The organism is Brucella tritici, assembly GCF_008932285.1.
GTDB classification, from domain to species: Bacteria; Pseudomonadota; Alphaproteobacteria; order Rhizobiales; family Rhizobiaceae; genus Brucella; species Brucella tritici.
Genome location: NZ_WBVY01000008.1, coordinates 39833 through 58362 on the forward strand (window position 1 = coordinate 39833; position 18530 = coordinate 58362).

The window sequence follows — 18530 nt, forward strand, 5'->3', positions numbered from 1 at the left end:
CGGCACGTTGAACGCCATTCTTTTGAAAACAGCCAAGACCGTCCGCATGAATGTGCAGGCGATCAGCCGTTTTTACGAACGTTTCTGCCGCCGCTGGGTATCCAGTCCCGATGCGGCCTCCATACGTGTTATCGGTTCGGTCATCACCGCGCCGGTCCTGCTTTGTGCGGCCGTGCTCGCCTCTGGCGCAACGCCGGGCTTTACGGAATTTGCGATTCTTGCAGCAAGTTTTGCAGGCGTCGCCATGATCCTTTGCGCGCTGTCGCTGATGGGCGTCGCTGCACCTGTTCTGGCTGGCCTGAACTTCGCTGCCTATGGCGCGGGTCTGGCTGCCATTGGCGCTTTTTCTCATGGCAATGCGGTCCTGTGGTTGATGGTGGCGGGTCTGCCGCTTGAAGTCTGGTTTGCGACTCGCAAGCCTGCTGCCGCAGCAGCGGGCGCCGCATTGGCGACCATGATTCTCGGCTATTTTGCGACGGCAAGCGGTGGCGCCATTTCCGGCGGCAGCTATGTGTCCGTCGCTGTTCTCATGCTTTATGCAGCAAGCCTTGTTGCGCGCGGTTTTGCGAGCGCCGCCAGGCCCGCACAGATCAGGATCAACGCGCCGCAAGTTGCTGTTGCCGCAGGCGACGTGCAGTTCGGTCTTGATTCGGATGGCGTGGTATCCTCGGTCGATACGAATTCGGCAAAGCTTTTGGGCGTACAGCCCAAAATGCTGGAAGGCACGGCGCTCATCGACCGCGTTCATGTGGCTGACCGTGTGCAATATCTTTCGCTTCTGGCCGATCTTCGCGCCGGTTCCGCTTCCAGCAAGATCGATGTACGCCTGCGTTCCATCGAAAACGGCGATACGATCTTCCGCACTTATCGTCTCGAAGGTGCCGCAAGCGCTCACGCCATCACGTTGATTGGCCGCTCGCTCGAAGGCGAACAGAAGCTTCTGGATGAAATTGCAACGCTGAAAGCCGAGCTGGAATCGGAGCGCATCGGCAAAGGCCGTCTGCTTGCAGCCGTCAGCCACGAACTGCGCACACCGCTCAATTCGATCATCGGCTTTTCCGATATGCTGTCGCACGAAATGGGCGGCAAGCTGGCCAATGAGAAGCAGCGCGAATATGCGGGCCTCATTCATCAGTCGGGTCATTATCTGCTGGAACTCGTGAATGCCGTTCTGGACAATTCTCGGCTGGAAACCGGTCATTACAGCATCGACCCGCAGAACTTCGCTTTCCGTGACGCGGCTGAAATGTGCACCGCCGTCATGCTGCCGCAGGCTGAAAAGAAAGGCGTTGCCTTCTGCCATCGCGTTAGCGCAGGCATTGGTGAACTGGTGGCGGATCGTCGCGCCGTCCAGCAAATTCTGCTCAATCTTGCCGGTAATGCGGTGAAGTTCACGCAAAGCGGCGGCTGCGTCACCATTGATGCAACCCGCGTTATGGCTGAAGGCCGTCCGATGCTGGAAATCATCGTGTCGGATACGGGCATCGGCATTGAGCCGGAAGATATGCAGCGCATCGGCACGCCATTCGTGCGCGCCGACAATAACTACACGCGCGCGCAGGAGGGGAGTGGCCTCGGACTTTCGGTGGTCAAGGGGCTGGTGGAACTGCATCAGGGGAGCATGCAACTCAAGAGCTGCCCTGGCGAAGGCACGATCGTCACGATCCGCCTTCCGGTGGCAGGCCCGCAGTTTGTCATGGGGGACGACGAATATCAGGAACTTGGCCCAGAGCTTGGCCCAGAGCTTGGCATGGTGATCGACATGCACCGTCACCAGGGGGAAAGGCATAATGACTGGCAGAACGACGAAGACAACAGCCAAATCCGGGAGCAGAAAGATGCGCAAACCCGCAAAACGGCGTAGTCTCGGCTCGCGACTCCTCCATTTCTTCTTCACATCGGCTTCCGCGCTGGCGATTGCTGCCGGAGATTTCATCGTGCGCAATCCCGTCCTGACCGGCGGGGCAACTGCGTTTCTGGTTGTGTTGAGTTTCGTCTCGGCCAATGCGCTCTGGTATCAGCCGGAAGCGCACAACGCCGTGTTCTTCCGCACCAGACCGGATTTCGTGTTCAAGCCGACGCCACGCGCAGTCCTGCCGGGCACGGCATCAGCAAGTGATAACGCCCCGAAACCGACCGCGACGGCCTCAGCCGAACCTGCAAGCTCCGCAAACACTGAGACTGCCCAGCCGCTGGAAGCAGCCAGCCTGTCGGCGGACCGGCTGAACATGAGTGCATCGGTTGACGACATGCTGCCGGCACTTGCGCCCAATGCCGATCTGGAAATCGCACGTTTGCAGCAGCGACTTTCGACACTTGGAATTTACAAGGGACCGGTGGATGGTTTCACCGGGCCGCAGACGCGCGACGCGGTGGAACGCTGGCGCGCCTTGCAGCAGAAGCTCGGCGTGCAGGAAGCAAACATTCCGGCGCAGTTGCAGGCCGATGCCCAAAACAGTGCCCCCGCTCAGGACGATGTGGCAAAAGCCATCGAGGTAGCAGTTCCGACGCCGCGCCCGCAGCCCGCAGTCTTGAAGACGGAGACGGATTCCAAGCCAAAACCCGCTCTCGTATCTTATGAAAAACCGGCACCGAAAAAGCAGATGGCGGCAACGCCCACCGTGCAATCGGGGAAAGTCAGTTCGCAGGATATTATCCGAGTGCAGGCCGGGTTGAAGGCATTCGGCAACGACACCGTGCCGGTGAACGGACAATCCGGCAAGACGACACAGGAAGCGGTGCGCGAATTTCAAAAGCTGTTCAGTATGCCGGTAACCGGCGAAATCGATGCAACGCTGATCGCCAAGATGCGCGAGATTGGCCTGATAAGCTGATGGATTCCCGATGCGCCTGACATCCGATTTCTGGGTTTCGGCATTGATCCGCAAGGTGCAGGGCGCGGGCGGCTTTGCCTATCTCGCCCGTCGCGGTTCACCGGAGGCGGGCGCAATCTTCATCAAGGTAAGCTCACGCTTCGGCACATGCGACCTGTATTCGCCTGCGCCACAAACCTCCTATGAAGAGGATAATGACGGAGAGCGCATGTTTTTGCGCATTCTTCACGACGCCGATGACATGGCAGCAGGCGACCGTATGGCGCGAGAAACCCGCTTCGATCCCGACCTGTGGCTGGTCGAGCTGGAAGATGTTGCCGATGCATCGGCATTGTTCTCGATTTCGCAGGACGGAGAAGCTTTCTAAAACTTCTTTCCGATGAACTCTATTTCACCAATCGCTGAAGCGACGGGTGATCGGAATTGGCGGCGTCGGCGAGTGGCGTGTCGTCCTCGGCCATTTCACGCAATTTCCCACGCAGCATGGCAGACATGTCGTCCGCCTTCCAGCGCCGCACGAGCGCCATCGCTTTTTCGCGGTCGATGGAGCGATAAATATGCACAAACTCACGCAGGCTGTCGCGGTTGGTGTCGATAGGACCCAGAATGGCCGTCATGACGAGATAGCATTCAGCAGGTGACAATCCGAGCGCCTTGAGTGCAATCGGCAGATGCGAATCCGGCCATTGCCCGATGATCGCGTCGGACCGTTCAAACGACAGGTCGAGCGCATCGGCCAGAGCATTGCGGAAAAACTGGCTGTCGATCAGAAGCGCGGTATCGATGAGATGCTGCGAGCCGGTGGTCGCGCCGGCTTCGAAGAAAGGCTGTTGCAGCGCGCGCGCCAGTCGTTCGGAGCTGTCTTCTTTCATCAGCGGCGCTCTGGCCGCAGAAAGATCAGGTACATTCGGCCTTTCGAGCGGTTCGGCCTCGATATTCGCAAGATTTTCCTGAAGCGTCAGCGTGCGGTCGATGACCGGGTCGGCGAAACTGCGCAGCACGCCTTGCAGAAGGATGTCACCGGACTGGCGCCGTGCAATGGCGCGCGCATGGGCAAGACCGTTCTTGCCGATGATTTCGATGAGGTCGGAAGGGCGTAGAAGGGGAGAGCGCAGCAAAATAGGCGCGGAGATTTCGACGGGTTCGTCGGCCAGCGCCAGAATGAGACGACGCGGCGCGTCCTCCAATTGTGCCAGCGCATTGGCCGCATGGCGCTTGCCGCGAGTGGAAGCGCATTGGAGAAGCGGCATGGCAAGATCTTCAAGCTGCTGCATATCCTGCCGTCCGGGGCGCGTGATACCCGCAAACGCCGAAATCGCGGCCGCCAGAAGGTCGTCCGCCTTGCTGCTCCCCGCTTTTGAATTCGACGGGCTCCGGTGGCCTGAAATATCCTCCAGGGCGCGGAACTGTTCATTTGTCACGCAGAATACTCCGGTAGGCACACAACTCACCCGCCCCAAATTGCAGATCACGCATCCGGCGGCAGCCGGTTGATGCGCAAATGCACCCCGCATGGGTCGGTATTCCGGATAGTAGCGTTGAAGCCTTAGCAACTCATTAACCGTGCCATAAAGAAACAGCATTTGGGTCGGGTAGCTAGAGCCCTTCAAACGGCGCGCACTGCGCCTCCGCAAAGAAGCGCTGCACTTCCGTGTTCCACGTTGCATCAGGCACGAAAACGCGCAGCACAGCGGCACCTTCGCCGATATTCTGCTCGATCAGGATCGAACGCGCATCGGCCTGCGAACCATCCGAGCGCAGACTTGCCATGCCGATGGGATCGGCAAGGATCAGATCGAGCTTGCGTTCGTTGGAAACGCTGTCGTTGAGGCTGTAGAGATTGTCCCCGTTGGGCGCATAGATCGAGAGCGACCAATAGGGCACATTCGCTCCGGTCGTAATATGCACAGGCCCGTCGGCAAGATCGAAGCGGCAGGTGGCTTGCTGCACCAGCGGGTCACTGTCGCTGACCGGACCGGTCTTTTTGTCCAGCCTGTGGAAACGATATGGCTCGCTTCCAGCTTCGATCCGCGACCATGCATTCTTGTCTGAATAAAAGGGGACGAGGAAGAGAACCGCGATATGAACAATCGCAGCGCCCACGATGCCGAGGAGAACGAGGCGCAATATTCTAGCCACGGCACGCCCCCTTGCTTGCACCCGCGATATGGGCGAGGCCTGGCATCACCAGATCGGAGAGACCGGAAGATGATGCCGCGGGCGTGTCGTAAAGCGTCATGACGAGAACGAAATCGCCGCTTCCTTCAACGGGCAACCAATTGCCCGGCGCTGCATCGGGGCCGATGGTGATCGTGACGCTGCCGTCATCGTCGTACAGGACTTCGCGGGAATGCAGCGCTTCCTGCAATCCTTCACGCGGCCTGATCGGTTCCAGATCAGGTGTAGCGGGATAGACGGTCCAGAAGCGGGCAGGCGGTGTCATGCCGCTCAGGCGGTAAGTGCAGCCGCGCCGAAGGGTGCGCCCGCTATTGTCGCTGCGCGCATAGAACGGAAGACCTTCCGCCGTTCCAAGCGCCAGATAGGCTTTGCGGGCCGCGCGGGCCTTGGAATAGGGGTCGGCATCGGGCGTGCCAGCCGCCGGATAGGCGCTCCAGGCCCCAACCTTGAGTTCACCGAAACCTTCAAACCGGTCAAGAACCTTGTCGACGCTCCAGATGCCGCCGCCCAGCGCCAGCACAAGCACAATCGCCGTGTTGAATATCCTCTTGAACATCGCCCCTCAGAGTACCGATATTTTCGTGCGCTCGGCGATCTTAGGCAGAGGCGGGGCCGCAAGGAAGCGGTCATGCAGTTCCTTGATAACTTTTGTCGATAGAGGAGACAGTACGCGCGGCGGCGCAGCCATGGTTTCTTCCGGCTTGGCATTCGCCACTTGCGGGTCGCTCTTCTTGGGCGGCGCGGGGAATGGCGGGGTCACACCCGGTATGGGCTTCAGTTCGATGTTCTGATGCGCATAGGCCATCATGCGTTGCCAGGCCATGGCAGGCAGAACGCCGCCGGTCATTTCCTTCATCGGGGTGAAATTGTCGTTGCCGAACCAGACCGCCGCCGTGAAATTTCCGGTAAAGCCGACGAACCACGCATCGCGATAATTTTGCGTTGTGCCAGTCTTGCCGCCCACCCGCGTCATCGGCAGTGCCGCGCGGCGTCCGGTGCCGCGTTCAGGCACCTGCACCAGCATGGAATTCATTTCGAGTGCAGCTTTCTCCGACAGTGCCCTGTGCGGCTTCGGGGCATCGCGCCCGAAATCCCACAACACCTTGCCTTCCGACGAAACGATCTGTGTGAATGCATGACGGTTGCCAGCCATGCCCGCATTCGGAAACACGTTGAAGCCGGTGGCCTGATCCATCACCGTCATTTCCGATGTGCCGAGCACCATGGTCTTGTGTGACGAGATCGGCGATTCCACGCCCATCGCCTTGGTCAGGGCAACGATGGGGGCCGTAGTCAGATAATCGCGCGCCAGCCGCACCGGCACGCTGTTCAACGAGCGGACAAGCGCCGTCGTCAGGTCCACACGACCGGCAAAGCTGCGGCCATAATTGCGCGGTGACCAGTTGCCCCAGCTAATTGGAGCATCTGAAACGATGGTGCTGGGCGTCAGGCCCTTTTCCATCGCAGCCGCATAGACATAGGGCTTGAAGGAAGATCCGGCCTGCCGCAATGCCTTGGTGGCGCGGTTGAACTGGCTTTCCCCATAGTCCCGCCCGCCGACCAGTGCGCGGACAGACCCGTCGTTGGCGATAACGACGGTTGCCGCTTCCGAGACATTATAGTCCTTGCCGAACTGGCGCAGGTGATATTCGAGCGATTCCTCTGCCGCCTTCTGCAGGTTGCGGTCGAGCGTCGTGCGCACGATCAATGTGTGCTGTGGAATATTGGCGGCGATCTTCTTCACCTCTTCGAAAGCCCAGTCGAGGAAGTAGTCGGGACTTTCGTTCTTGGCGCGGTCGATGACGCTTGCCGGATGACGGCGTGCAACGGCCACCTGTCCTTCGCTCAGGAAGCCGCTTTCAACCATATTGGAAAGCACGACATTGGCGCGTGCACGGGCTGCGGGCAAATTGACATGCGGCGCGAACTTGGCGGGCGCCTTGAACAGACCGGCCAGCATCGCGGCTTCCGCCAGCGAGACATCCTTGACGTTCTTGCCGAAATAGAATTCCGAAGCAGCGGCAATACCGAAAGTTCCCCCGCCCATATAGGCACGGTCGAGATAAAGCTGCAGGATTTCCTTCTTGCTGAGATTGCTTTCCAGCCAGAGCGCGAGGAAGGCTTCCTTGATCTTGCGTTCGATGGTGCGCTCGTTGGACAGGAAAAGGTTCTTGGCGAGCTGCTGCGTGATGGTCGAGCCGCCCTGAACGACGCCATTGGCGCGCATGTTCTGGCTGAACGCGCGGGTCAGGCCCCAGAAGTCGATGCCGTAATGGTCGAAAAAGCGTCGGTCCTCGGTGCCGAGCACGGCCTTGATGACGTGATCCGGCAATTCATCAATTGGCACAGCCTGACGGTGGAGAATACCGCGCTGGCCGATTTCATTGCCATAGCGGTCGAGGAAGGTAACGGCATAATCATCCTGCGCACGCCAGTCCTTCTTGGTTTCCTCGAAAGCGGGCAGGGCCAGGACGAGCATCAGAACTGCACCGCCCACGCCCAGCGTAAACCCTTCGTCGAGAACCTCGACCACAAAACGCCGGAAACCGCGCACGCGAAAACGCCGCGAGAAAATGGTGATGTTTTCCCACCATTCGCCGAGATTGTAGCGCAGGCTGTAGAGGGTGGAATCGATCCATGCGTCGAGCCCGATCAGGCGCGAAACCCTGAACGGTTTGCGCTTCTCGCTTCCGGAATCTTTTTCTGCCGTTTTACGCATAAACACTAACTTCGGCATGGTTGGTTTCGGAGACAGGCGGAACTTGCCCATCCATCATAGCAGATTAATAAGCAACAGCTCATGTGAAATGGTTAAAACACAAGCAGCTTTTTGGTTGTAGGAAAAAAGTCAATCAATAGGAAAATAGTCCTTGACTGCGTAACGGTGCTTTGCTAGGTTTTATGTACAGTCGAAAAATTGTGACTGTCGCTGGTTACGCTATATACCCCCAGCCGATACCGGTGTGCATAACCCTGAAAAGTCATAGCGACTTTTCAGGGTTATGTCGTTTAAGGCAATTGTGAAGATTGTGAAAACACACCCTAAAATTGTGGAAAAGACGTCGCGCGGTGAAGCGCGCATTCGCCTGGCGCATCAGTTGCAGACAGCACATGGCATCGACCCCGCAGATATTGCGGATTTGCTGTCTGTCCCGGTTAGCCAATATCTCAACCGTCTGAACCGCCTTAATCTGGCCTGTTCATCCCCTTCGCCTGATACGGAGAAGCGGGCACGCGAAGCCATCCTGGACAGGCTGCAGGCCGAGCTGAAACGGTTGCTCGACGGCGAAGACCTGCCGGACAAGAGCAAGTCGGAGGCGTTGATGGCGCTTGCCCGAGCGGTGAAGTCCGTCGGCGAACTGACCGCCGAAGACAGGCCGGTCAACCAGTTGCCTGCCGGTATTGCGGTCGCTTCGTTGAGCGAAACGCGCAAGGCGCTGATGCGTATAAGCAGGAGGATAAACGAACTTGCAGAAAGGCGGGCGCGGGAGATTCTGGACGGCGGGCCTGACGCCGCAGCAAGTGGAAGCAGCGGAGGCGGAGTGGCTGTTTCAGGCGCGTGATGCGCAATTGCCGCCTTATGGTGACTGGCGCACCTGGCTTATCATGGGCGGGCGCGGCTCCGGCAAGACGCGGGCAGGGGCGGAATGGGCTTCCGGCATGGCGCTGGGACTGCCGCCCTTTGCCAAGGCAGCCTGCGGACATATTGCGCTGGTCGGCGAAACCTTCGGCGATGCGCGTGAAGTGATGGTGGACGGGCCGTCCGGCATTCTGGCGGTGTCGCGGCTGGCGCGCCCCCGCTATGAAGCGACCCGCCGCAGGCTTTTGTGGGAGAACGGCGCGGTGGCGTCGCTCTATTCTTCCGAAGACCCTGATAGCCTGCGCGGTCCGCAATTCGATGCCGCGTGGTGCGATGAGCTTGCGAAATGGAAAAACCCGCAGGAAACCTGGGACATGCTGCAATTCGGCCTGCGTCTGGGAACTTTTCCAAGGCAGGTCGTGACCACGACGCCGCGCGCGGTTCCGCTTTTGAAAGCCTTGGTTGGGGATACTACGGTTTCGATGACGCATATGCGGACGGACGAAAACGCGGCCAATCTGGCGCAGGGTTTCATGCAGACGATCAACCATCGCTATGCCGGGACGCGTCTCGGGCGACAGGAACTCGACGGTGAACTGATCGGGGAACGCGCCGATGCCTTATGGTCACGTGACCTTATCGAGCGGTGTTTCGAGGCCCGAACCCCGGAACTGGTGCGCATTGTCGTGGCCATCGACCCGCCTGCCTCGTCGGGCAAGGCGTCGGATGCCTGCGGCATTGTCGTTGCCGGTCTTGATGAAGAAGGCAACGGCCATGTGCTCGCCGATGCCAGCATGAACGCCGCGAAGCCGCACCAATGGGCGCGAAAGGCCATTGCGCTTTTCCATGCGCATCAGGCCGATGCGATTGTCGCGGAGGTCAACCAGGGCGGCGAGATGGTTGCTGCGGTGCTGGCTGCGGAAGATGCAAGTGTCCCGGTTCTCAAGCGTCATGCGTCCAGAGGTAAATGGCTGCGGGCTGAGCCGGTGGCTGCGCTCTATGAACAGGGGCGCATTCGCCATGCCGGGCGGTTCCCGGCGCTGGAGGACGAAATGTGCGACTTCGCACCGGGCGGTCTTTCCAGCGGACGGTCACCGGATCGGCTCGACGCACTGGTCTGGGCGCTGGGCGAACTGATGCTCGGCACCGAACGCAAACCGCGCATACGCCGGTTTGGCTGAATATTCATAATTTTGGAGAAGCCATCGAATGGCATGGAACTGGGTCCGAAAATGGCCGGGGCGTCGAAACACGCCCGTATCTGCCATAAAGTCCGACGCCCCGCGTCAGACCAAAATGGCGAACGGCTTTGTCGCGCTGCATATGGATCATGGCGCATCGTGGATTGCGCGGGATTATACGTCGCTGGCGCGTGAAGGCTTCATGCGCAATCCGGTTGCCCATCGCTGCGTGCGCATGATCGCGGAGGCGGCAAGCAGCGTGCCGTGGCTGCTGTATGAAGGGGCAACCGAGCATGAAACGCATCCGCTGCTTGATCTGTTTACCCGCCCCCAATGCGGGCTGGACGGAGCGACATTCTTCGAGCGGCTTTATGGGCATCTGCTGATTTCCGGCAATGCCTATGTCGAACGCGTCGATCTGCCGAGTGGCCGCATGGAACTGCATCTGCTGCGCCCGGAGCGGGTCAGCGTCGAGACCGACACTAACGGCTGGCCGCAGGGGCTGGTCTATCGCTCCGGAAATGCGGGCAGGCGGCTGTCGCTTGGAAGCGATGGCGCGGCTGCCTTGCAACTCAAGCTGTTTCATCCGCTGGATGACCATTACGGGTTTCCGCCGCTGGAAGCAGCCCTGATGGCGCTTGATCTTCACAATGCGGCAGGCGCCTGGAACAAGGCGCTGCTCGACAATTCAGCCCGGCCTTCCGGAGCGCTGGTCTATGCGCCGAAGGATGGCGGCAATCTGACGGAAGAGCAGTTCGCCCGCCTCAAGGAAGAACTGGAGGAGGGCTATACCGGCGCTTCCGGTGCTGGGCGCCCGCTGCTTCTGGAAGGCGGTCTGGACTGGAAGGCGATGGGCTACAGCCCGCAAGACATGGATTTCATCGAAGCCAAGAACGGTGCCGCCCGTGACATCGCGCTTGCCTTCGGTGTAGAGCCGATGCTGCTCGGCATTCCGGGCGACAATACCTACGCCAACTATGCGGAGGCCAATCGCGCTTTCTACCGACTGACGGTGCTGCCGCTGATAGGCCGTGCCGCCAAGGCTTTCAGCGGATGGCTGGGCCCGCATTTTGGCGACGATCTCAGGCTCGATCACGATGTCGACCGCATAGACGGGCTGTCTTCCGAGCGGGAATCGTTGTGGCGGCGCATTTCCGATGCGCCGTTTCTCACCGATGAAGAAAAGCGTGATGCGGTGGGCTATCAGCCTCATTCAGAAAGGAGACCGTCATGACCAACCTCAACGATGCAGTATTTGCCTCTGAGGCAACATGGATATGGTTTGCCAAAATGGCGGGTGCGGTGGCAGGCTCCGCCGTATCGCTCGCCTATATGCTGCCGCATGGAAAGCGCGAAGCGGCAATCCGTTTTGCGGTCGGCATCATTTGCGGCATGGTTTTCGGCGGTGCCGCAGGCGTCAAGATTTCCGAAACGCTGGCGCTCGGCGGGTTCCTCGGCCGGGCGGAACTGATGCTGATGGGATCGGCTGCGGCAAGCCTTGCCGCCTGGTCGGCGCTCGGCATCTTCAAGCGTTTTTCCGAACGGCTGAAGCACGCGCCCATCCCCGGAATTCTTCCAGAGGAAAGGGGGCGCAATGGCGATGCATGATATGCGGCTGGAAACGAAACAGGCAGCCCTTGCCATCGAGGATGTGGAGCTGGACGGCAGCTTTTCCGGTTACGCGAGCGTCTTTGGTTTGCCCGATCTCGGCAATGACGTGATCGAACGGGGCGCTTTCGCCCGTTCGCTTGCCAAGGGCGGCGTGTCGGGCGTGCGCATGCTCTGGCAGCATGATGCGAGCGAGCCGATTGGCGTCTGGACCGCGATCCGCGAGGATGCGCGTGGCCTTTATGTCGAAGGCAGGCTGGCCAAGGGCGTGACGCGGGCACGCGATGCGCTGGAACTGATGCGCGGCGGCGGGCTGGACGGGTTGTCCGTCGGCTTTCGCACGGTCAAGGCGCGCAAGGATGCGCGCACAGGACTGCGCCACATCATCGAAGCCGATCTATGGGAAATCTCGGTTGTCACCTTTCCGATGCTGCCGCAGGCGCGTGTCAGCAGCGTCAAGACAACACTGCCGACGATCCGCGAATTCGAACGCTGGCTCACGCGGGATGCGGGGCTGAGCCGAACTGCTGCGAAGACGGTCATAGCCAAGGGCTTTGCAGCACTTGCTGGGCAGGGGCGGGACGCTCATCTGTCATCTGGGAGTACAGGCCTCGCGCAACGTATGCGTGAGGCTGCTAGAGCATGTCTCCCGAAAGTGGAAACCGGTTTCGGGAGACATGCGTAAAAACAAATAGATAGAGTATTTCCAATGACCCAATCAAAACGGGAAATGCTCTAGAACGATCTGAAACAACGAAAACCACAGGACCTAAATGGAAGAAAACCAGACCATCCCGCTTGAAATCAAGAGCGTGGAAACGAAGGCGCTTGGCCACAATGATGGCGATGTATCCGAGGCTTTCGACGAGTTCATGACGGCCTTCTCGGCGTTCCGCGAGGCCAATGACGAACGACTGAAGAAGGTCGAAAAGGGTGCGGATGCCGATGTGCTTCTGCGCGACAAGGTTGACCGCATCAACCGTGCGCTGGACGAGCAGAAGACAGCGCTCGACCAGTATGTTCTCAAGCAGGCGCGTCCGTCGCTGGGCGGCGTTGCACCTGTCATGAATGTCGAGCACAAGCAGGCTTTTGACGGTTATGTTCGCCGTGGCGACGAGCAGACGCTGCGCGGGATCGAGCAGAAGGCGCATTCCTATGCATCCGGTCCGGATGGCGGCTATCTGGTGCCAGCAGAACTGGAAACCGAGATCGGACGCAGGCTTGCCATCCTGTCGCCGATCCGTGGCATTTCCAGCGTGCGCCAGGTTTCTGGTGCGATTCTGAAAAAGCCATTCTCGGTCAGCGGCCCGGCCACGGGATGGGTCGGTGAAACCGATGCACGTCCGCAGACCGCATCGGCAAAGCTGGCCGAATTGCAGTTCCCGACCATGGAAATCTACGCCATGCCGGCAGCGACTTCCTCGCTCCTCGACGATGCCGCGATCAATGTCGAACAGTGGATTGCCGAGGAAGTGGAAGCAGCCTTCGCCGAGCAGGAAGGGGCAGCTTTCGTCAATGGCGATGGCGTCAACAAGCCGCGTGGCTTCCTGAACTATGAAAGCGTTGCGGATAACGCCTGGGCGTGGGGCAAGATCGGCCATATCGCAACCGGCGTTGCGGGTGCGCTGCCGGAAGAAGACCCGTCGGACAAGCTGATCGAGCTTATCTACGGTCTGCGTGCCGGTTATCGCCAGAATGCCAACTTCGTCATGAACCGCAAGACGCAGAGCGTATTGCGCAAGCTCAAGGACAAGGACGGCAATTATCTGTGGCAACCGCCATCCGCTGTTGGCGAAAAGGCCTCGCTGATGGGCTTCGGTCTGGTCGAGGCCGAGCATATGCCGGACATCGCAGCCGACAGCCCGGCTATCGCCTTTGGCGATTTCGGACGTGGCTATCTGGTGGTGGATCGCATTGGTGTGCGTGTGCTGCGTGATCCTTATTCGGCCAAGCCTTACGTGCTCTTCTACACCACGAAGCGCGTCGGCGGCGGCGTGCAGGATTTCGAGGCAATCAAACTGCTGAAATTCGCTGCCTGACGCCTTTGATCACTGCGAACCTGTCAATTTTCTCTGGGAATTTTGGAGCTGTCCTGCCGGTTTTGGCAGGTAGTTTCCCGCTCCAAAGCAAGTGAAGCTCTGCGGACGTTCCATGCGGAGCCCGTGTTTAACTGCCTGATTTGAAAGTTATCATTTAGAGGAAAATCCATGACAATGTTTCTTGTCACGCCACCGGCACTGGAGCCGGTGACGATAGCCGACGTGCGCGCATTTTTAAGAATTTCCACCGATAGCGAAGACGATATCCTGCGTCGTCTCATCGCGACTGCCCGCGAAGTCATCGAAGCCGAGACCGGCCTGGCGCTGATCGACCAGACCTGGCGCCTGCGTGTTGACCGCTGGCCGCGCTCGGGCCGTCTTGCCCTGTTCAAATATCCCGTCAAATCGGTGGCGGCTGTGGTGGCATACAGGCAGGATGGAACCGCAATCAGTTTTGAGCCGGAAGAATTTATCCTGCACCATAATCGCAGGCCGCAGCGCCTCTATATGGCGCAATATCCGGATGCGGCGGATTTCATCGGCCTTGAGGTCGATTTCGTGGCCGGTTTTGGAGAAAGCGGCGTCGAGGTTCCGGACGCTCTCAAACATGCAATCCTGATGCTTGTCGCGCATCTTTACGAGTCGCGCGCCGGTGTCGATGCAGATGCCGCATCGCGCTCCTTCCCGCCCGTCATCAACCAGATGATCGATAGCTGGAAGAGGGTGTCTCTATGAACAACGTGCTTTTCATCGATCCGGGCCAGCTCACTTCCGAGCTGGTGCTGGAAGCGATGCAGCCGGTAGCTGACGGCATGGGCGGTTACGACGAGAGCTGGTCCGAGGTCGGCATGGTCTGGGGGCGGATCGAACCGCTTTCCACATCGCAGAAGGATTTCGGCACGCGTCCGCAAGCGGAAGTGACGCATCGTATCCTGCTGCGGTTCCGCTCGGATGTCTCGACCGCCATGCGGCTGCGCAAGGCAGGACGGATCTTTTCGCTCCGCGCGATCCACGATCCCGATGAAAGCGAACGCTATCTCGTCTGTCTGGCGAGCGAGCAGGGGTGATGAATATTTCAATGCAACTTACATTCGATGGTCTTGTCCGGGCACTACGCTGGAAAGCGTTGTCGGTCGGGGAGGCCATCACGGTTCAACAGGCGTCGGGATCGGATGATACCGGCATTCGGACAACCAGAAATGCGGGCGGGGGCAAGCATGAGGAATGGCGCGGCAGCATTGCAGAAGGCTCTGTTTGAGACTCTGAAGAAGGATGACGAACTCATTGAATCGATAGGCGGGGAGCGCATCTATGACCACGTTCCGCCAAAAACACCCTTTCCCTATGTGACGCTCGGGGAGACCGCCAGCCGCGACTGGGATACATCGACCGAAAAGGGCGGCGAGCATTTTCTCAATATCCAGATCTGGGCGAAGGAAAGCGGCCGCAAGCGTGTGCTGGACATTGCAGCAAAGATCGCGACGGCGCTTGACGAAAAGCCGGTCGAGGTGAGCGGACATCGTCTGGTGAACCTGATGCTGACCGAAGTTCTGGCGCGCAATACCGACGGACTGGGCAGCTATCTTGGCACCATGCGCTATCGCGCCGTGACCGAGCCTGCAGACTGAATTTCAGGGAGATTTGAATGGCAGCACAAAGAGGCAAGGACATCTTGCTCAAGACGGCGCGCGACGACGGCACGTTTGAAACCTGCGCGGGCTTGCGCACCAAGCGTATCGCGTTCAACGCCGAAACCGTTGACGTAACGGATGCCGATGCCGCCGGGCGCTGGCGGCAATTGCTTGCGGGCAGCGGAGTTCAGCGCGCATCCGTCAGCGGATCGGGCATCTTCAAGGATGCTGCATCCGATGCGCTAATCCGCCGGATATTCTTCGAGGGCGAGATCCGCGACTGGCAGATCGTCCTGCCGGACTTCGGCACGATCAGCGGGCCGTTCCAGATAACGGCGCTGGAATATGGCGGCAATCACGATGCTGAAGTGACTTTCGAGATCGCGCTGGAATCCGCGAGCCTCATCACCTTCGGCGAGGCGCTATGATGGTCAATCGCCATCGCGGCGAGGTCGCGGCCCGATTGGATGGCCGTGACTGGACGCTCTGCCTGACGCTTGGCGCTCTCGCGGAACTGGAATCGGCATTTGAAGTCGATAATCTTTCGGACCTGACAGCGCGCTTCTCAACGGGACGGCTGTCGGCGCGCGACATGCAGCGCATTCTCTGCGCCGGGCTTCGCGGCGGCGGACATACGGTCAGCGCGGATGATGTTGCCGACATGCGCGCGGAAGGCGGGGTGGCAGGCTTTGCCCGCATTGTCGCATCGCTGCTGACAGTTACTTTCGGATCGCCTGAAAAGGATTCCGCGCCAAACCCTTGAATGCCGCAGTTGAATCGAAATCTCCACCGCAAAAGCCGTTTCCAGGGCCATTTCCCTGGGATGAGGTGATGCGAGCGGGGGTCGGTCTGCTGCGGCTTTCCCCACAGGCATTCTGGTCGATGACGCCGCGTGAACTGAACGCCGCGCTTGGCCCAGCCGCGCCGGTTTTCGACGCGCCTTCGCGCCAGTCGCTCGAAACGCTGATGCGCGCCTTTCCCGACAGGTGAACAATGACAGATGAAACCGTTACCGTAGCCGTCAACGCGGATACGAGCGCCTTTGACCGCGCTTTGACAGATCTTGAAAAGCGCTCGTCGAGCTTCGGCAACAGCCTGAGCTCTGCCTTGAAAGGCGCGATCACATCCGGCAAGGGGCTGGAGGACGTGCTGCGCGGCCTTGCCAGCAATCTGGCCGGGACTGCGCTTTCGGCAGGCATGCAGCCCTTGCAAAGCCTCACCTCATCAATGATGGGCGGGCTTTTCAGCGGCATTCGCGGCATTATGCCGTTTGCCAAGGGCGGGGTGGTGTCGAGCCCCACCTATTTCGGCATGGGCAACGGCTCGCTCGGCCTGACGGGCGAAGCAGGTGCCGAGGCGATCCTGCCACTCGCACGTGGCGCGGATGGTCGCCTTGGCGTTGCAACGGGTGGCGGCGGCAAGCCGGTGCAGGTTGTCTTCAACATGACGTCGCCGGATGCTTCGTCCTTCCGCAAATCGGAAGCGCAGCTTTCGACGATGCTGGCAGGCGCGGTGCGCCGCGGCGCAAGGAGGCTTTGAGCATGATCGAAGCCTTTCATGATGTGCGCTTTCCGCTCGGCGTTTCCTTCGGTTCGACGGGCGGGCCGGAATGGCGCAATGAAATCGTAACGCTCACCTCCGGCATGGAAAAGCGCAATGCCCGCTGGGCGCATTCGCGTCGTCATTTCGATGCCGGAATCGGTTTGCGTTCGCTAGACGATCTGAGACAGGTGCTGGCCTTCTTCGAAGCGCGGCGCGGATCGCTTCATGCATTCCGGTTTCGCGACCCGTTCGATTTTTCGTCAGCCTTCGGCAGCGCTCCGCCCGAAGTGAGCGATCAGCGGATCGGCGTCGGCGATGGGGAGAAGACCAGCTTTCCGCTCGTCAAACATTATGAGACCTACGACCGTCGGATCACACACCCCGTTGCCGGTTCTGTGCTGGTCGGGGCAAATGGCGTAACCCTGCCGAACGGCGAAGCTTTCTCCGTGGATCACGCCACCGGAACGGTGAGTTTTTCACCCGATTACCTGCCCGCGCCGGGCGCAATCATCACTGCCGGATTTCTGTTCGACGTGCCGGTGCGTTTTGACACAGATCGCCTGACCGCAAGCATCGCCTCGTTTCAGGCGGGTGAAATTCCTTCGATCCCGATCATAGAGGTGAAGATATGATCCCGGTTCCGGCTGAACTTGAATCACATTTGCAGGGCGAGGTGACAAGCCATTGCTTCGGATGGCTTATCAGACGAAGCGACGGCATTGTTCTGGGCTTTACCGATCATGATCGCACGGTGCAGGTGGGCGGGATTGCTTGCGAGCCTTTGACCGGCCTCAACAGCAGCGAAGCCTCGACCACGCTCGGCCTGTCGGTGGCAGGTGGCGAGGTCGAGGGTGTTCTGTCATCAGCGAAGATCAGCGATATGGATATCGAGCAGGGCCGCTATGACGGCGCCTCCATTGAGGCCTATCTGGTGAACTGGTCGGAGCCTGGACAGTATATGCTTTTGCGTCGCTGGACGGCTGGCAAGATCAGCAGGTCCGGCAGCCGGTTCGTGATGGAACTGAAAGGGGCGGCTGCGGCGTTCGACGCGGTACGCGGACGCCGGGTTCTGCGCCATTGCGATGCCAGTCTGGGGGACAGTCGTTGCGGCGTTGATGTCAACGATCCTCGTTACTTTGCCGAGAGCACGGTGCTGGCGGCGGACGGTCTAAGCCTGACTGCGGCAGGTCTGGACGGCTTTGCTTCGGGCTGGTTTTCAGGCGGAATGCTGAATTGGACTGGCGGTGGGAATGCCGGTCGGACCGTCCGCGTGACGGGCCATATCGGGCAGGTTCTAAAACTTGCCGAACCACCTGTTCTGCCTGTCGCGCAAGGCGATGCGTTTCGCATCATTGCCGGTTGCGACAAGAGCTTTGCGACCTGCAAGGCCAGGTTCGCCAACGGTACAAATTTTCGCGGTTTCCCGCATCTGCCGGGCAATGACGCGGCCTATGCCTATGTCAATGGCGGCAACGAATATGACGGGAGTGCGCTGGTTCCATGATGATCGCTGAGGAAGTTCTGTCCGAGGCCGAACGGTGGATCGGCACGCCCTATCGCCATGGTGCTTCTACGCGCGGGGTCAGTTGCGATTGTCTCGGCCTGGTGCGCGGCGTCTGGCGTGCGCTTTACGGGGACGAACCGGAAGCACCCGGCGTCTATGCGCCCGACTGGGCTGATGTCTCCTGCGGCGATCCCATGCTGGAGGCAGCGTCCCGCCACATGAACCGGCGGGCTTCTCCCGTGCCAATGCCCGGCGACCTTGTCGTGTTTCGCTGGCGGGTTGGTCTTGCGGCCAAGCATCTCGGGATCATGGCGCATGAAAACCGTTTCATCCATGCCTATCAGGGGCATAGCGTGATGGCATCGGCGCTGGTGCCGCAATGGCGAAATCGTATCGCTGGAATTTTCATCTTTCCCGAACGGAAAATCTGATT

The 18530-nt window shown here is 59.7% G+C and carries 24 protein-coding genes; 20 read left to right on the forward strand and 4 right to left on the reverse strand.

From position 1 onward, the window contains the following. Window positions 1-7: 7 nt before the first annotated feature. From F9K94_RS22185 to F9K94_RS22195, 3 genes are read left to right on the forward strand one after another with little or no spacing between them, the layout of a single operon-like run. Window positions 8-1864 carry an ATP-binding protein gene (locus tag F9K94_RS22185; RefSeq protein ID WP_151648739.1) on the forward strand — a complete coding sequence of 619 codons (1857 nt, stop codon included), beginning with the start codon at window positions 8-10 and terminating at the stop codon, window positions 1862-1864. Continuing rightward, window positions 1839-2834 carry a peptidoglycan-binding domain-containing protein gene (locus F9K94_RS22190; protein ID WP_151648648.1) on the forward strand — a complete coding sequence of 332 codons (996 nt, stop codon included), beginning with the start codon at window positions 1839-1841 and terminating at the stop codon, window positions 2832-2834. Before F9K94_RS22185 ends, F9K94_RS22190 begins: the two co-directional genes overlap by 26 nt. A gap of 10 nt (window positions 2835-2844) precedes the next feature. Next, window positions 2845-3201, forward strand: coding sequence for a DUF1491 family protein (locus tag F9K94_RS22195; RefSeq protein ID WP_151648650.1), 357 nt, complete (start codon window positions 2845-2847; stop codon window positions 3199-3201). A gap of 19 nt (window positions 3202-3220) precedes the next feature. Here the strand turns inward: F9K94_RS22195 and F9K94_RS22200 are convergent, their stop codons facing one another. The 4 genes from F9K94_RS22200 to F9K94_RS22215 form a co-directional block, all read right to left on the reverse strand. Beyond that, a complete protein-coding gene (locus tag F9K94_RS22200; RefSeq protein ID WP_151648652.1) occupies window positions 3221-4255 on the reverse strand; it encodes a DUF2336 domain-containing protein in 1035 nt (344 codons plus the stop codon). A 175-nt stretch (window positions 4256-4430) separates the two neighbouring features. Beyond that, a complete protein-coding gene (locus F9K94_RS22205; RefSeq protein WP_151648654.1) occupies window positions 4431-4973 on the reverse strand; it encodes a DUF1254 domain-containing protein in 543 nt (180 codons plus the stop codon). Then, on the reverse strand, window positions 4966-5568 hold the full coding sequence (locus F9K94_RS22210; protein ID WP_151648656.1) for a DUF1214 domain-containing protein: 603 nt from the start codon (window positions 5566-5568) through the stop codon (window positions 4966-4968). Before F9K94_RS22210 ends, F9K94_RS22205 begins: the two co-directional genes overlap by 8 nt. A 6-nt stretch (window positions 5569-5574) precedes the next feature. Then, window positions 5575-7749: a penicillin-binding protein 1A gene (locus F9K94_RS22215; RefSeq protein WP_151648658.1), complete on the reverse strand. Its 2175-nt coding sequence runs from the start codon at window positions 7747-7749 to the stop codon at window positions 5575-5577. Window positions 7750-8041: 292 nt separating this feature from the next. On the opposite strand from F9K94_RS22215, the gene F9K94_RS22220 reads away from it, so the two are divergent. From F9K94_RS22220 to F9K94_RS22300, 17 genes are all read left to right on the forward strand, one after another. Next, window positions 8042-8575, forward strand: a complete 534-nt coding sequence (locus F9K94_RS22220) for a hypothetical protein (protein WP_235920669.1) — start codon at window positions 8042-8044, stop codon at window positions 8573-8575. Beyond that, window positions 8481-9773: a DNA-packaging protein gene (locus tag F9K94_RS22225; RefSeq protein ID WP_151648660.1), complete on the forward strand. Its 1293-nt coding sequence runs from the start codon at window positions 8481-8483 to the stop codon at window positions 9771-9773. The genes F9K94_RS22220 and F9K94_RS22225 overlap by 95 nt, the downstream gene beginning before the upstream one ends. A gap of 28 nt (window positions 9774-9801) precedes the next feature. Beyond that, complete coding sequence (locus tag F9K94_RS22230) at window positions 9802-11007, forward strand: phage portal protein (RefSeq protein ID WP_151648662.1); 1206 nt, start codon at window positions 9802-9804, stop codon at window positions 11005-11007. Further along, a complete protein-coding gene (locus F9K94_RS22235) occupies window positions 11004-11381 on the forward strand; it encodes a DUF6107 family protein (RefSeq protein ID WP_061347227.1) in 378 nt (125 codons plus the stop codon). The genes F9K94_RS22230 and F9K94_RS22235 overlap by 4 nt, the downstream gene beginning before the upstream one ends. Then, window positions 11368-12066, forward strand: coding sequence for an HK97 family phage prohead protease (locus F9K94_RS22240; protein ID WP_151648665.1), 699 nt, complete (start codon window positions 11368-11370; stop codon window positions 12064-12066). The genes F9K94_RS22235 and F9K94_RS22240 overlap by 14 nt, the downstream gene beginning before the upstream one ends. 88 nt (window positions 12067-12154) lie before the next feature. Beyond that, window positions 12155-13420, forward strand: a complete 1266-nt coding sequence (locus tag F9K94_RS22245; protein ID WP_151648667.1) for a phage major capsid protein — start codon at window positions 12155-12157, stop codon at window positions 13418-13420. 168 nt (window positions 13421-13588) lie between these two features. Further along, on the forward strand, window positions 13589-14155 hold the full coding sequence (locus tag F9K94_RS22250; protein ID WP_061347230.1) for a head-tail connector protein: 567 nt from the start codon (window positions 13589-13591) through the stop codon (window positions 14153-14155). Continuing rightward, window positions 14152-14487: a phage head closure protein gene (locus F9K94_RS22255; protein WP_061347231.1), complete on the forward strand. Its 336-nt coding sequence runs from the start codon at window positions 14152-14154 to the stop codon at window positions 14485-14487. Before F9K94_RS22250 ends, F9K94_RS22255 begins: the two co-directional genes overlap by 4 nt. Window positions 14488-14498: 11 nt before the next feature. Beyond that, the gene (locus F9K94_RS22260; protein ID WP_235813520.1) at window positions 14499-14678 is read left to right on the forward strand and encodes a hypothetical protein; all 180 of its coding nucleotides are present in this window, start codon (window positions 14499-14501) and stop codon (window positions 14676-14678) included. Next, the gene (locus F9K94_RS22265) at window positions 14638-15048 is read left to right on the forward strand and encodes a DUF3168 domain-containing protein (protein WP_061347233.1); all 411 of its coding nucleotides are present in this window, start codon (window positions 14638-14640) and stop codon (window positions 15046-15048) included. The genes F9K94_RS22260 and F9K94_RS22265 overlap by 41 nt, the downstream gene beginning before the upstream one ends. A gap of 17 nt (window positions 15049-15065) precedes the next feature. After that, a complete protein-coding gene (locus F9K94_RS22270; RefSeq protein WP_061347234.1) occupies window positions 15066-15479 on the forward strand; it encodes a phage major tail protein, TP901-1 family in 414 nt (137 codons plus the stop codon). Then, the gene (locus F9K94_RS22275) at window positions 15476-15814 is read left to right on the forward strand and encodes a gene transfer agent family protein (protein WP_151648669.1); all 339 of its coding nucleotides are present in this window, start codon (window positions 15476-15478) and stop codon (window positions 15812-15814) included. The genes F9K94_RS22270 and F9K94_RS22275 overlap by 4 nt, the downstream gene beginning before the upstream one ends. Before the next feature lie 68 nt (window positions 15815-15882). Then, complete coding sequence (locus tag F9K94_RS22280) at window positions 15883-16041, forward strand: rcc01693 family protein (protein ID WP_407922063.1); 159 nt, start codon at window positions 15883-15885, stop codon at window positions 16039-16041. A 3-nt stretch (window positions 16042-16044) separates the two neighbouring features. Then, window positions 16045-16590 (forward strand): phage tail tape measure protein, encoded by a 546-nt coding sequence (locus tag F9K94_RS22285; RefSeq protein WP_151648671.1) that lies wholly within the window; start codon window positions 16045-16047, stop codon window positions 16588-16590. A 2-nt stretch (window positions 16591-16592) separates the two neighbouring features. Continuing rightward, a complete protein-coding gene (locus F9K94_RS22290) occupies window positions 16593-17225 on the forward strand; it encodes a TIGR02217 family protein (RefSeq protein WP_151648674.1) in 633 nt (210 codons plus the stop codon). Next, window positions 17222-18097 carry a DUF2163 domain-containing protein gene (locus tag F9K94_RS22295; protein ID WP_151648676.1) on the forward strand — a complete coding sequence of 292 codons (876 nt, stop codon included), beginning with the start codon at window positions 17222-17224 and terminating at the stop codon, window positions 18095-18097. Before F9K94_RS22290 ends, F9K94_RS22295 begins: the two co-directional genes overlap by 4 nt. Beyond that, complete coding sequence (locus F9K94_RS22300; RefSeq protein WP_151648678.1) at window positions 18094-18528, forward strand: C40 family peptidase; 435 nt, start codon at window positions 18094-18096, stop codon at window positions 18526-18528. The genes F9K94_RS22295 and F9K94_RS22300 overlap by 4 nt, the downstream gene beginning before the upstream one ends. Window positions 18529-18530 lie beyond the last annotated feature (2 nt).